Below are 12,631 nucleotides of genomic sequence, written 5' to 3' on the forward strand. Positions count from 1 at the left end.
GCGCCGGCGCTCGCGTCATAAACCGCTTGGAAACCCGCCGGAAAAAATCGTTCGAGCGACACAACCAGAAGGGCGCTCCGCGCGTACGCGGCCGTCTCGCACGCGACGGGGCGGGTTATGGGCCCGCCCCGTCGTGGCGCTTCAGCAGCAGCGCATCACGCCGGTCCGCCCGCCGCCGCCGTAGCGGCGGTCGGTGGCGTCCCGGAAGAAGGCGGAGCGGGTCATCGGCTCCGTCTCCGGATGGGTCGCCCGGATGTGGGCGACGTAGCGGTCGTAGTCCGGTACCCCGACCATCAGATGGGCGGTCTCCCGCGCGGCCCGGCAGGCGCAGACCAGCGGGTCGAGCTTGAGGCGGACGGACTGGAGCGCCTGTCGCATCGGGTCACTCCGCCGGCGCGACGTGCGCGTCGTTGGCGGTGACGTCGTCGGATTTCAGGGCGATGAAGATCCACTTCAGCCCGAAGAACACCATGGCGATCACCACCGACATGAAGGCGATGGTGAGGCCGGCGTTGACGTAGTCGTTGAACACGATGCGGCCCATCTGCTCCACGGTCTTCGCCGGGGCGAGGATCTGGCCTCCGGCCGCCGCGTCGCCGAACTTCCGGGCGTGGGCCAGGAAGCCGATGGCGGGCGAGGGGTGAAACAGCTTCTCGGCGCCTGCGGTGAGCGTGCAGATCAGCAGCCACACCGTCGGGACGATCGTGACCCAAGCGTAGCGCTGCCGCTTCATCTTGAACAGCGCGACCGTGCACAGCATCAGGGCGATCGCCGCCAGCATCTGGTTAGAGATGCCGAACAGCGGCCACAGCGTGTTGATGCCGCCCAGCGGATCGATGACGCCCTGGTAGAGGAAGTAGCCCCAGGCGGTCACCGCGATCGCCGTGGCGATCACGTTCGCCGTCCACGACTTGGTGTCGCGGAACGACGGCACGGCGTTGCCGACGAGGTCCTGGATCATGAAGCGGCAGACGCGCGTGCCGGCGTCGACCGTGGTCAGGATGAACAGAGCCTCGAACAGGATGGCGAAGTGATACCAGAACGCCATCAGCGCCTCGCCGCCGATGAGCTGCGAGAGGATGTGCGACATGCCGACGGCGAGCGTCGGCGCGCCGCCGGCGCGGGACAGGATGGTGCTTTCGCCGACCTGCTGGGCGATCAGCGTGAGGTCGGCGCGCGTCACGAGGAAGCCCCAGGCCGAGACGGCGGCGGCGGCGCTTTCGGGCGTCGTGCCGATCAGCGCGGCCGGGCTGTTCATCGCGAAGTAGACGCCGGGGTCCAGAACCGAGGCCGCGATCAGCGCCATGATGGCGACGAAGCTCTCGGTGAGCATCGCGCCGTAGCCGATGAAGCGGGCCTGGGTTTCGTTCTCGATCAGCTTCGGCGTGGTGCCGGAGGCGATCAGCGCGTGGAAGCCCGAGACCGCGCCGCAGGCGATGGTGATGAACAGGAAGGGGAACAGCGAGCCGGCGAACACCGGGCCGGTGCCGTCGACGAACTTCGTCACCGCCGGCATCTTCACGTCCGGCATCACCACGAGGATGCCGACGGCGAGACCGACGACGGCGCCGATCTTCAGGAAGGTCGAGAGGTAGTCGCGCGGCGCGAGCAGCAGCCACACCGGGATCACCGAGGCCACGAAGCCGTAGCCGATGATCATCAGGGCGATGGCCTCGCCCTTGAAGGTGAACAGCGGCGCGAGCGTCGGGCTTTCCGCCACGTGCTGGCCGTAGACGATCGAGGCCATGAGCAGCACGACGCCGATCACCGAGATCTCGCCGACGTGGCCCGGGCGCAGGTAGCGCCCGTAAAGCCCCATGAACAGCGCGATCGGGATCGTCGCCGCGACGGTGAACATGCCCCAGGGCGAGCCCACCAGCGCCTTCACGACGACGAGCGCGAGCACCGCCAGCAGGATGATCATGATGAGCAGGATGCCGATCTGGGCGATCATGCCTGCGGTCTGGCCCATCTCCTGGCGGATGATGTCGCCGAGCGAGCGGCCGTCCCGGCGGGTCGAGAGGAACAGGACGATGAAGTCCTGCACCGCGCCGGCGAACACGACGCCGACGATGATCCACAGCGTGCCGGGCAGGTAGCCCATCTGCGCCGCGAGCACGGGGCCGACCAGCGGGCCGGCGCCGGCGATGGCCGCGAAGTGGTGGCCGAACAGCACGTATTTGTTGGTCGGAACGTAGTCGAGGCCGTCGTTCAGACGGGTCGCCGGCGTCGCGTAGCGGGGATCGAGCCGCAGCACCTTGTTCGCGATGAACAGGCCGTAATAGCGGTAGGCGACGAGGTAGCTGCAGACCGCCGCGACGACGATCCAGAGCGCGCCGATCGATTCGCCGCGGTGGAGCGCGACGGTGCCGAGCGCGAAGGCGCCGATCAGCGCGAGCGCGATCCAGGGTGCATGGGAACGTATGGCTGTCATCGGGGCCCTCCCGGCCAAGCCGCGGGCGCCATCTTTTCAATTGTTCCGCCCGCTAACGTTCTTTCCTTAATCCCATCCGCAGCGGTACGTAAACGCCGCGCAGCCCGCGTCCCCCGAAATAAGCTGTCCCGTTGAAGACGGATGCGCGCCTGTGCTCCTAAGGCTATGTTCGCGCTTGCGGACGCCCGGAGGTCCGCGCACCTGGACAGACAATGCTCGACAAGCTGGATTTCCTTCTCGCCCTCGCACAGGAGCGGCATTTCGGGCGCGCCGCCGAGACCTGCGGCGTCACCCAACCCACGCTGTCCGCCGGCGTGAAGCAGCTCGAGGACGCGCTCGGCGTGCGGCTCGTCGAGCGCGGCTCGCGCTTCCACGGCTTCACGCCCGAGGGGCAGCGCGCGCTGGAATGGGCGCGCCGCATCGTCGGCGACGCCCGCGCCATGCGCCAGGACATCGACGCGCTGAAGCGCGGCGTCGTGGGGCACCTGCGGATCGCGGTGATCCCGACCGCGCTGCCGATGGTGGCGCAACTCACTACGCCCTACCGCGCGCAGCACCCCGACGTCCGCTTCACGATCCTGAGCAGCACCTCGCTCGACATCGGCGCCGCGCTCGACAATCTCGAGGTCGACGCCGGCATCACCTATCTCGACAACGAGCCGCTGGGCCGGGTGTCCGTGACACCGATCTGGCGGGAGGGCTACCGCCTCATCACCGCCGCCGACGGCGAGTTCGGCGCGCGGGAGACGGTCACCTGGCGCGACGTCGGCCGGCTGCCGCTCTGCCTGCTGACGCCGGACATGCAGAACCGCCGGATCGTCGAGACGCTTTTGCGCGAGGCCGGCGCTTCGCCTTCGCCGACGCTCGAATCGAACGATACGGTCGTCCTGCTCAGCCATGTCCGCACCGGCGCCTGGTCGAGCGTGCTGCAGCAGAGCTTCACCGACGTCATGGGCCTGCCGCCCAACATCCGGTCGATCCCGATCGTCGACCCGGAGGTGGTGCACACGGTGGGGCTGGTGGTGCCGCATCGCGACCCGACGACGCCGGCCACCACGGCCCTGGTCGCCACGGCGAAGGCGCTCGCCGCGCGGCTTGCGTCAGTGTAGCCGGATACCGCTTTTTGGGCGCGCCGCGTCGCGTGCCCGATAGGAATGTTCTATCGCGTAACGGAACACGCCCATTGATGCGGGAGGGAGAAGGACCCACTCTTTAGAACAACAAGAATTCAATATGGAGGATGCGCGGACCATGACGACGGGTCATATCGTCTCAGGATCGCGCCATGCGCACGAAGCGTGGTCGCCGACCCGAGGACGCGAGATCATCGCGGACCACCTGCCGCTCGAAGGAGCGACGCTGCCCATCCTGCACGCCTTGCAGGAGACCTTCGGCTACGTGCCGCAGGACGCGATCCCCTTGATCGCCGACGCGATGAACCTGTCGCGCGCCGAGGTGCACGGCACCTTCACCTTCTACCATGATTTCCGGCACGAGCCGGCGGGCAAGCACGTGGTCAAGATCTGCGTCGCCGAGGCCTGCCAGGCCGCCGGCGGCCACGTCACGTCGGCGAAGGTCGGCGAGGCGCTGGACTGCGCCTACGGCGAGACCCGCGCCGACGGCCAGGTCACGCTCGAGCCCATCTACTGCCTCGGCCTGTGCGCCTGCGCGCCTGCGGCCATGGTGAACGGCCGCCTGATCGGCCGGCTCGACGACGAGGCGATCGACGAGATCGCCGCGGAGGTGCGCTCATGACGGCCCGCATTTACGTTCCCTGCGACGCCGCGGCGGTCGCGCTCGGCGCCGACAAGGTCGCCAAGACCTTCGCCGACGCCTTCGCGGCGCGCGGCCTTGACGTCCAGATCGTCCGCAACGGCTCGCGCGGCATGTTCTGGCTCGAGCCGCTGGTCGAGGTGGTGACCCCCTTCGGCCGCCGCGTCGGCTACGGCCCGGTCAAGCCGCGCGACGTCGACGCGCTGATCGACGGCGGGCTGCTCGAAGGGCAGGGCGGTCCGCTCTATCTCGGCAACGTCGAGAAGATCCCGTTCTTCGCCAAGCAGGAGCGCTTCACCTTCAAGCGCGTCGGCCTGACCGACCCGGTCTCGCTCGACGACTACCTCGCCCACGACGGCTACAAGGGCCTCGAGCGCGCCATCGCGATCGGCCCGTCCGAGACCGTCGAGCAGGTGTTCGAGAGCGGCCTGCGCGGCCGCGGCGGCGCCGGCTTCCCGACCGGCATCAAGTGGCGCACCGTCGCCGCCTGCGCGCCGGGCAAGAAGTACATCGTCTGCAACGCCGACGAGGGCGACAGCGGCACTTTCGCCGACCGCATGATCATGGAGGGCGACCCCTTCCAGCTGATCGAGGGCATGACGATCGCCGGCGTCGCGGTGGGCGCGGACAAGGGCTACGTCTACTGCCGCTCCGAATATCCGCACGCCGTCGCCGCCATGAACAAGGCGGTCGCCGCGGCGCGCAAGGCCGGCTACCTCGGCTCCCGCATCGCAGGCTCCGAGTACGACTTCGACATGGAGATCCGCGTCGGGGCGGGGGCCTACGTCTGCGGCGAGGAGACCTCGCTGCTCGAGAGCCTCGAGGGCCGCCGCGGCCTCGTCCGGGCCAAGCCGCCGCTGCCGGCCCACAAGGGTCTGTTCGGCAAGCCGACGGTGATCAACAACGTCATCTCGCTGGCCTCCGTGCCCTTCATCATGGCCGAGGGCGCCAAGGCCTACGCCGACGTCGGCTTCGGCCGGTCGCGCGGCACCATGCCGATCCAGCTCGCCGGCAACGTCAAGTACGGCGGCCTCTACGAGATCGCCTTCGGCGTCACGCTGGGCGAACTGGTCGAGGAGGTCGGCGGCGGCACGTTCACCGAGCGCCCGGTGCGCGCGGTGCAGGTCGGCGGCCCGCTCGGCGCCTACTTCCCCCGCGAGCTGTTCGACACGCCGTTCGACTACGAGGCCTTCGCCAAGAAGGACGGCCTGATCGGCCACGGCGGGATCGTGATCTTCGACGACAGCGTCGACATGGCCAAGCAGGCCCGCTTCGCGATGGAGTTCTGCTCGGTCGAGAGCTGCGGCAAGTGCACGCCCTGCCGCATCGGCTCCACCCGCGGCGTCGAGGTGATGGACAAGATCATAGCCGGCGTCGAGCGCGAGAAGAACCTCGCGATCCTGGAAGACCTCTCCCACACGATGAAACTGGGCTCGCTGTGCGCTCTCGGCGGCTTCACTCCCTATCCCGTGATGAGCGCGCTCACCCACTTCCCCGAAGATTTCGGCCGCGGCGCGATGCCGTTGGCCGCCGAGTGAGGAGGAACTGATGTCCCTCGTCCATGAGACCGACTACGGCACCCCGCTTTCCAACTCCCAGAAGATGGTGACGCTCACCATCGACGGCGAAAGGATCACGGTGCCCGAAGGCACTTCGATCATGCGCGCCGCGATGGAGGCCGGAAACGCCATTCCGAAGCTCTGCGCCACCGACAGCGTCGAGGCCTACGGCTCCTGCCGCCTGTGCCTCGTCGAGATCGAGGGCCGCGGCGGCACGCCGGCGTCCTGCACCACCCCGGCCATGGACGGCCTGGTGGTGAAGACCCAGACCCCGCGGCTGAAGCAGCTCCGCAAGGGCGTGATGGAGCTCTACATCTCCGATCACCCGCTCGACTGTCTCACCTGCTCCGCCAACGGCGACTGCGAGCTGCAGGAGCAGGCGGGCGTCGTCGGCCTGCGCGAGGTGCGTTACGGCTACGAGGGCGACAACCACCTCGTCTCCAAGAAGGACGAGTCGAACCCGTACTTCACCTACGACCCGTCGAAGTGCATCGTCTGTTCGCGCTGCGTCCGCGCCTGCGAGGAGGTGCAGGGCACCTTCGCGCTGACGATCTCGGGCCGCGGCTTCGAGAGCCGCGTGTCGGCCGGCATGAACGAGCCGTTCCTGCAGTCCGAATGCGTGTCCTGCGGCGCCTGCGTGCAGGCCTGCCCGACCGCGACGCTGCAGGAGAAGTCGGTCATCGAGATCGGCACGCCGGAGCACTCCGTCGTCACCACCTGCGCCTATTGCGGCGTCGGCTGCTCCTTCAAGGCCGAGATGCGCGGCGACGAGCTCGTGCGCATGGTCCCCTGGAAGGACGGCAAGGCGAACCACGGCCACTCCTGCGTCAAGGGCCGCTTCGCCTATGGCTACGCCAGCCACAAGGAGCGGATCCTCAAGCCGATGATCCGCGCCAAGATCACCGATCCGTGGCGTGAGGTGTCGTGGGAGGAGGCGATCGAATACACCGCCTCCGAGTTCAAGCGCATCCAGGGCAAGTACGGCCGCTCGTCGATCGGCGGCATCACCTCCTCGCGCTGCACCAACGAGGAGACCTACCTCGTCCAGAAGCTGGTGCGCGCCGGCTTCGGCAACAACAACGTCGACACCTGCGCCCGCGTCTGCCACTCGCCGACCGGCTACGGCCTGAAGACGACCTACGGCACCTCGGCCGGCACGCAGGACTTCGACTCGGTCGACGACAGCGACGTGATCTTCGTGATCGGCGCCAACCCGACCGACGGCCATCCGGTGTTCGCGAGCCGCATGAAGAAGCGGCTGCGCGACGGCGCCCGGCTGATCGTGGCGGACCCCCGCAGGATCGACCTGGTGAAGAGCCCGCACATCCGCGCGGACTACCACCTGCCGCTGAAGCCCGGCACCAACGTCGCGCTGGTCACCGCGATGGCCCACGTCATCGTCACCGAGGGCCTGATCGACGAGGCCTTCGTCCGCGAGCGCGGCGACCTGGAGACCTTCCAGGACTGGGCGGCCTTCGTCTCCGAGGAGCGGCATTCGCCCGAGGCGACCGAGAGCACCACCGGCGTGCCGGCGAACAGGGTGCGCGGCGCGGCGCGGCTCTACGCCACCGGCGGCGACGCGGCGATCTACTATGGCCTCGGCGTCACCGAGCACAGCCAGGGCTCGACCACCGTTATGGCGATCGCGAACCTCGCCATGGCGACCGGCAACATCGGCCGGCGCGGCGTCGGCGTGAACCCGCTGCGCGGCCAGAACAACGTGCAGGGCTCCTGCGACATGGGCTCGTTCCCGCACGAGTACCCGGGCTATCGCCACGTCTCCGAAGACGGCGTGCGCGAGATGTTCGAGACGCTGTGGGGCGTGCCGCTGGACCCGGAGCCGGGCCTGCGGATCCCGAACATGCTGGACGCGGCCGTCGACGGCACGTTCAAGGGCCTCTACGTGCAGGGCGAGGACATCGCCCAGTCCGATCCGGACACCTATCACGTCACCTCCGGCCTCGCGGCCATGGAGTGCGTGGTGGTGCAGGACCTGTTCCTGAACGAGACCGCGAATTACGCCCACATCTTCCTGCCGGGGTCGTCGTTCCTCGAGAAGGACGGCACCTTCACCAACGCCGAGCGCCGCATCCAGCGCGTGCGCAAGGTGATGGCCCCGAAGGCGGTCTACGCCGACTGGGAGGTGACGCTGCTCATCGCCAAGGCCATGGGCTACGAGATGGACTACAGCCATCCGTCCGAGATCATGGACGAGATCGCCGCCTCCACCCCGAGCTTCGCCGGCGTCTCGTTCGCGGCGCTCGAGGAGAAGGGCTCGGTCCAGTGGCCGTGCAACGAGGAGGCGCCGGACGGCACCCCGATCATGCACATCGGCCACTTCGTCCGCGGCAAGGGCAACTTCGTCATCACCGAATACGTCGGCACCGACGAGAAGGTGGGGCCGCGGTTCCCGCTGCTGCTCACCACCGGCCGCATCCTCAGCCAGTACAACGTCGGCGCGCAGACCCGCCGCACGGAGAACTCGCGCTGGCACGAGGAGGACCGGCTGGAGATCCACCCGGTGGACGCCGAGGATCGCGGCGTGCGCGACGGCGACTGGGTGGCGCTGCGCAGCCGCGCCGGCGAGACGAGCCTCCGAGCTCTGATCACCGACCGCGTGGCGCCGGGCGTGGTCTACACCACGTTCCACCACCCGAACACGCAGGCCAACGTCATCACCACGGACTTCTCGGACTGGGCGACCAACTGCCCCGAGTACAAGGTGACGGCGGTGCAGGTGTCGCCCTCGAACGGCCCGAGCGCCTGGCAGGAGGGCTACGAAGAGCACTCCGATCTCAGCCGCCGGATCCTGCCGGTCGCGGCGGAGTAAGACGCTCGTCATCCCGGACGACGCCGCAAGGCGTCGATCCGGGATCGTTTTCCGGACGAGACGCTCTTATCTGCGGACGATCCCGGCTCTGCGCTTCGCTCCGGCCGGGATGACGCGAGACCAAATGACCTCCCCTCCACCCCCCATCGTTCGCATCTCCCGCGCCGTCTGGCGCGACGGGACCCTGCGCGAGACGTCGGAGCGGGCGACGCCGGCGGAGACGCCGATCGCGCTGGTCTACGACGGCGGCACGCAGGCGGTGATGATGGCCTCGCCGACCGACGTCGAGGATTTCGCGATCGGCTTCAGCCTGACCGAGGGCATCGTCGGCTCGTCCGCCGAGATCGAGAGCCTCGAGGTCGTGGACCAGGGCATCGGGCTGGAAGCCCGGATGTGGCTCTCCAAGGACCTTGGCCGTTCGCTCAGCGCCCGCCGCCGGAGCCTCGCCGGCCCGACGGGCTGCGGCCTCTGCGGCATCGACAGCCTGGAGCAGGCGGTGAAGCCCGCGCGCCGGGTCTCCGCCGAGGCGGTCTTCACGGCGACGGACGTGCACGCGGCGCTCGAGGCGCTGTCGCGGGCGCAGACGCTGAACTTCGCCACCCGCGCGGTCCACGGCGCCGGCTTCTACCGGCCGGGGCAGGGCCTCGTCGCCGCGCGCGAGGACGTCGGCCGCCACAATGCGCTCGACAAACTCGCCGGCCATCTCGCCCGCGCGGGCGAGGACGCGGCGACCGGCTTCGTGGCGCTCACCAGCCGCGTCTCGGTCGAGATGATCCAGAAGGCCTCCGTGATCGGCGTCGGCCTCGTGGTGGCGGTCTCCGCCCCGACGGCGCTCGGCGTGCGCATGGCGGAGGAGGCCGGGATCACGCTGGCCGCCATCGCCCGCGGCGACGGCTTCGAAGTCTTCACCCACCCCCATCGCATCGTCGCGGACACGGCGCCGGAGAGCGCCGTCCGCCTGAGCTGAGGAAACCGCCATGGCCCACGCCCATGAAGCCCGTCCGGGCGTCCCCGAGATCGAGGGCCGCGAGCACAAGAGCACGCTCGACCGCCTGATCTACATGGCGAACCAGATCGGCTGGTTCTTCAACAGCCAGCCCGAAGCCAAGCGCGTGCCCGGCCTCGTCGACCACATCCAGCACTTCTGGGACCCGCGCATGAAGAGCGAGATCTTCGAGCACGTGGGCAACGGCGGTTCCGGCCTCGAGCCGGTTCCGCTGGAGGCGCTCAAGGTGCTGAAGGCCGCCCATGACGGGAAGCGACCCACCCGGGGCGAGGCGGAGCGCGTCCCGACGGCCGAGCCGCGCACGGGCGAGGCGCCGCTCGAAGTGACCGAGAACGGCCGCGGCTGATCCTTACGGGGTCCGAAGCTCGCGCCCGTGTCCCGGACGTGATCCGGACTACGGGCGCGCGGCGCGTCTCAGTAAAGCGCAAGGGTCGCGCGCCGCATCGGCGAAGACCTGCGTCGGCTTCACGCTTACCTCTAGGAGGCGCGCCACCGTTACCTCGCGCCGCAAAGAAAGTGGCCATTCGGCTACAATCTTTTCGTCGCGTTTGTTTCTAAGCATTTCCACGTAGCTCTTTCGGGCCCGGGATCCGCAATAAGCGGTGACTTGGTCCCGGAGACTTACGATGCGACTCATGCCGCCTCTCGCCGCCGTCGTCCTCGCGAGCGGTCTCGCCGCCTGCGTGAACCATCCGCCGCTCGTCGAGCGCGCGTCCTATGTAGACAAGGTCGACGTCTCGGTCCGTCCTACCGTCAACTCGACGACGCTCGCGGAGGTGGTGCGGCAGCGCATGCGCGGGCAAGCGGGGCGCTTCGGCCGTACGGGCGCGCCGAAGGACATCCAGGTCGCGGTCACAAACCTGCACTACAAGGATCCGGCGCTCTCGCTGCTGATCGGCGACGCCAACCACATCGCCGCGCACGTGAGCGTCCGCGACGCGCAGAGCGGCAAGTCGCACGGCGAGTTCGACGTGACGGCGATGGACAACGCCGCCATCAACGGCGTGATCGGGGCGGCGATGGCGGCCACCCAGGACAAGGCCGAGGTCGACCGCGCGCTCGCCAACGGCCTTGCGCGCAACGTGCTGGAGCGGGTCTACGGCACCGACGTCTCGAAGCAGGTGTTCGCGCAGCCCTACGCCGAGCCGGTCGAGACGGCGCCCGCCGCCGCGCCCGCGGCGGTTCCCGCGGCTCCGAAGGCGGCTCCGGCCAAGCCCAAGGAGCCTAAGACGGCGATGGTCGAGGCTCCGGGCGCCCGCTGACGGCCGCGCCGCCTCGATCCATTGTCGACGTTGCGGCGCAACAGGCCGCGGGGTACGCCGTCCTGACGATCCTCAAGACGGCGGAGCCTCGGGCGGACATGAAGGACATCGTAGCGGAGCTCGAGCAGCGCCGGGCGACCGCCCGGCTCGGCGGCGGTCAGAAGCGGATCGACGCCCAGCACGCGCGCGGCAAGCTCACGGCGCGCGAACGGCTCGAGATCCTGCTCGATCCGGGCTCGTTCGAAGAATACGACATGTTCGTCCAGCACCGCTCCCATGACTTCGGCATGGAGAAGCAGACCATCCCGGGCGACGGCGTCGTCACCGGCTGGGGCACGGTCAACGGCCGCAAGGTTTTCGTGTTCGCCAAGGACTTCACGGTGTTCGGCGGCTCGCTCAGCGAGACCCACGCCCAGAAGATCATCAAGATCCAGGACATGGCGATCCGCAACCGGGCGCCGATCATCGGCCTGTTCGACGCCGGCGGCGCGCGCATCCAGGAGGGCGTCGCGGCGCTCGGCGGCTACGGCGAGGTGTTCCAGCGCAACGTCCTGGCCTCGGGCGTCATCCCGCAGATCTCGCTGATCATGGGCCCCTGCGCCGGCGGCGACGTCTACTCGCCCGCGATGACCGACTTCATCTTCATGGTGCGCGACCGCTCCTACATGTTCGTCACCGGGCCGGACGTGGTGAAGACCGTCACCAACGAGACGGTGACCTCGGAGGAGCTCGGCGGCGCCAAGGTCCACACCACCAAGTCCTCGATCGCCGACGGCGCCTACGACAACGACGTCGACGCGCTGATCGAGATGCGCCGGCTGATGGACTTCCTGCCGGGCAACAACAAGGAGGGCGCGCCGGAGTGGCCGTCCTTCGACGATCCCGAGCGCTACGATCCCTCGCTCGACACGCTGATCCCGGACAACCCGAACAAGCCCTACGACATCAAGGAGCTGATCCTGAAGACGGTCGACGAGGGCGACTTCTTCGAGATCCAGGCCGAGTTCGCCAAGAACATCGTCACCGGCTTCGGCCGCATGGACGGCCGCACTGTGGGCTTCGTCGCGAACCAGCCGATGGTGCTCGCCGGCGTGCTGGACAGCGACGCCTCCCGCAAGGCGGCGCGGTTCGTCCGCTTCTGCGACTGCTTCGAGATCCCGATTGTCACCTTCGTCGACGTGCCCGGCTTCCTGCCGGGAACCGCGCAGGAGTACGGCGGTCTCATCAAGCACGGCGCCAAGCTGCTGTTCGCCTACGCGGAGGCCACTGTGCCGAAGGTCACCGTCATCACCCGCAAGGCCTTCGGCGGCGCCTACGACGTCATGGCGTCGAAGCATCTGCGCGGCGACGTGAACTACGCCTGGCCCTCGGCCCAGATCGCCGTGATGGGCGCCAAGGGCGCGGTCGAGATCATCTTCCGCGGCGCCGACGCCGAGGGCATCGCCGCCAAGACGAAGGAGTACGAGGACCATTTCCTCACGCCCTTCATCGCGGCCGAGCGCGGCTACATCGACGAGGTCATCAAGCCCCGCTCGACCCGCCGCCGGGTGGCGCGGGCGCTCGCCATGCTGCGCGGCAAGCGCCTCGAGAACCCCTGGAAGAAGCACGACAACATCCCGCTCTGAGCTGACCTCGAGCTGCTGGACGAAGGAAAAAGGCCCGCGGCCGGGTTCGGCGCGGGCCTTTTCGCGTTCCCCCGATCCCCCGGCAGGGCTTGCTTGTCCCGCTTTGAAACGGGGGAGGGGGAATGTGATTAACGCGATCTCG

10 protein-coding genes are annotated in these 12,631 nt (G+C 68.8%); 8 read left to right on the forward strand and 2 right to left on the reverse strand.

Annotated features, from left to right (window positions below; all coding sequences use genetic code 11):
• Window positions 1–141: 141 nt before the first annotated feature.
• Window positions 142–378: a YbdD/YjiX family protein gene (locus tag K244_RS0102190; RefSeq protein WP_020184605.1), complete on the reverse strand. Its 237-nt coding sequence runs from the start codon at window positions 376–378 to the stop codon at window positions 142–144.
• A 4-nt stretch (window positions 379–382) separates the two neighbouring features.
• Entirely contained in the window at window positions 383–2,434 is a 2,052-nt protein-coding gene (locus K244_RS0102195; protein WP_020184606.1) for a carbon starvation CstA family protein, read from the reverse strand.
• Window positions 2,435–2,646: 212 nt separating this feature from the next.
• Between K244_RS0102195 and K244_RS0102200 the strand changes: the two genes are divergently transcribed.
• The 8 genes from K244_RS0102200 (at window position 2,647) to K244_RS0102235 (ending at window position 12,489) form a co-directional block, all read left to right on the forward strand.
• Window positions 2,647–3,543: a LysR family transcriptional regulator gene (locus K244_RS0102200; protein ID WP_020184607.1), complete on the forward strand. Its 897-nt coding sequence runs from the start codon at window positions 2,647–2,649 to the stop codon at window positions 3,541–3,543.
• Between the two features lie 142 nt (window positions 3,544–3,685).
• On the forward strand, window positions 3,686–4,189 hold the full coding sequence (locus K244_RS0102205; protein WP_024816265.1) for a formate dehydrogenase subunit gamma: 504 nt from the start codon (window positions 3,686–3,688) through the stop codon (window positions 4,187–4,189).
• Window positions 4,186–5,745 carry an NADH-quinone oxidoreductase subunit NuoF gene (locus K244_RS0102210; RefSeq protein ID WP_020184609.1) on the forward strand — a complete coding sequence of 520 codons (1,560 nt, stop codon included), beginning with the start codon at window positions 4,186–4,188 and terminating at the stop codon, window positions 5,743–5,745. The genes K244_RS0102205 and K244_RS0102210 overlap by 4 nt, the downstream gene beginning before the upstream one ends.
• Before the next feature lie 10 nt (window positions 5,746–5,755).
• A complete protein-coding gene (gene fdhF / locus K244_RS0102215) occupies window positions 5,756–8,596 on the forward strand; it encodes a formate dehydrogenase subunit alpha (protein WP_020184610.1) in 2,841 nt (946 codons plus the stop codon).
• 124 nt (window positions 8,597–8,720) lie between these two features.
• Window positions 8,721–9,563 carry a formate dehydrogenase accessory sulfurtransferase FdhD gene (fdhD, locus tag K244_RS0102220; RefSeq protein WP_020184611.1) on the forward strand — a complete coding sequence of 281 codons (843 nt, stop codon included), beginning with the start codon at window positions 8,721–8,723 and terminating at the stop codon, window positions 9,561–9,563.
• Between the two features lie 10 nt (window positions 9,564–9,573).
• Complete coding sequence (locus K244_RS24385; RefSeq protein ID WP_020184612.1) at window positions 9,574–9,948, forward strand: formate dehydrogenase subunit delta; 375 nt, start codon at window positions 9,574–9,576, stop codon at window positions 9,946–9,948.
• A 280-nt stretch (window positions 9,949–10,228) separates the two neighbouring features.
• Window positions 10,229–10,864, forward strand: coding sequence for a hypothetical protein (locus tag K244_RS0102230; protein ID WP_036305397.1), 636 nt, complete (start codon window positions 10,229–10,231; stop codon window positions 10,862–10,864).
• Window positions 10,865–10,962: 98 nt separating this feature from the next.
• Entirely contained in the window at window positions 10,963–12,489 is a 1,527-nt protein-coding gene (locus K244_RS0102235) for an acyl-CoA carboxylase subunit beta (RefSeq protein WP_020184614.1), read from the forward strand.
• The last annotated feature ends 142 nt before the right edge of the window (window positions 12,490–12,631 follow it).

The sequence above is a fragment of the Methylopila sp. 73B genome, from assembly GCF_000526315.1.
Classification (GTDB): Bacteria; Pseudomonadota; Alphaproteobacteria; order Rhizobiales; family Methylopilaceae; genus Methylopila.

Bases quoted from the DNA above. Each gene is read 5' to 3' on its own strand.
- K244_RS0102190 (WP_020184605.1), bottom strand. From the start codon at position 378: ATGCGACAGGCGCTCCAGTCCGTCCGCCTCAAGCTCGACCCGCTGGTC.
- K244_RS0102195 (WP_020184606.1), bottom strand. From the start codon at position 2,434: ATGACAGCCATACGTTCCCATGCACCCTGGATCGCGCTCGCGCTGATC.
- K244_RS0102200 (WP_020184607.1), top strand. From the start codon at position 2,647: ATGCTCGACAAGCTGGATTTCCTTCTCGCCCTCGCACAGGAGCGGCAT.
- K244_RS0102205 (WP_024816265.1), top strand. From the start codon at position 3,686: ATGACGACGGGTCATATCGTCTCAGGATCGCGCCATGCGCACGAAGCG.
- K244_RS0102210 (WP_020184609.1), top strand. From the start codon at position 4,186: ATGACGGCCCGCATTTACGTTCCCTGCGACGCCGCGGCGGTCGCGCTC.
- fdhF (WP_020184610.1), top strand. From the start codon at position 5,756: ATGTCCCTCGTCCATGAGACCGACTACGGCACCCCGCTTTCCAACTCC.
- fdhD (WP_020184611.1), top strand. From the start codon at position 8,721: ATGACCTCCCCTCCACCCCCCATCGTTCGCATCTCCCGCGCCGTCTGG.
- K244_RS24385 (WP_020184612.1), top strand. From the start codon at position 9,574: ATGGCCCACGCCCATGAAGCCCGTCCGGGCGTCCCCGAGATCGAGGGC.
- K244_RS0102230 (WP_036305397.1), top strand. From the start codon at position 10,229: ATGCGACTCATGCCGCCTCTCGCCGCCGTCGTCCTCGCGAGCGGTCTC.
- K244_RS0102235 (WP_020184614.1), top strand. From the start codon at position 10,963: ATGAAGGACATCGTAGCGGAGCTCGAGCAGCGCCGGGCGACCGCCCGG.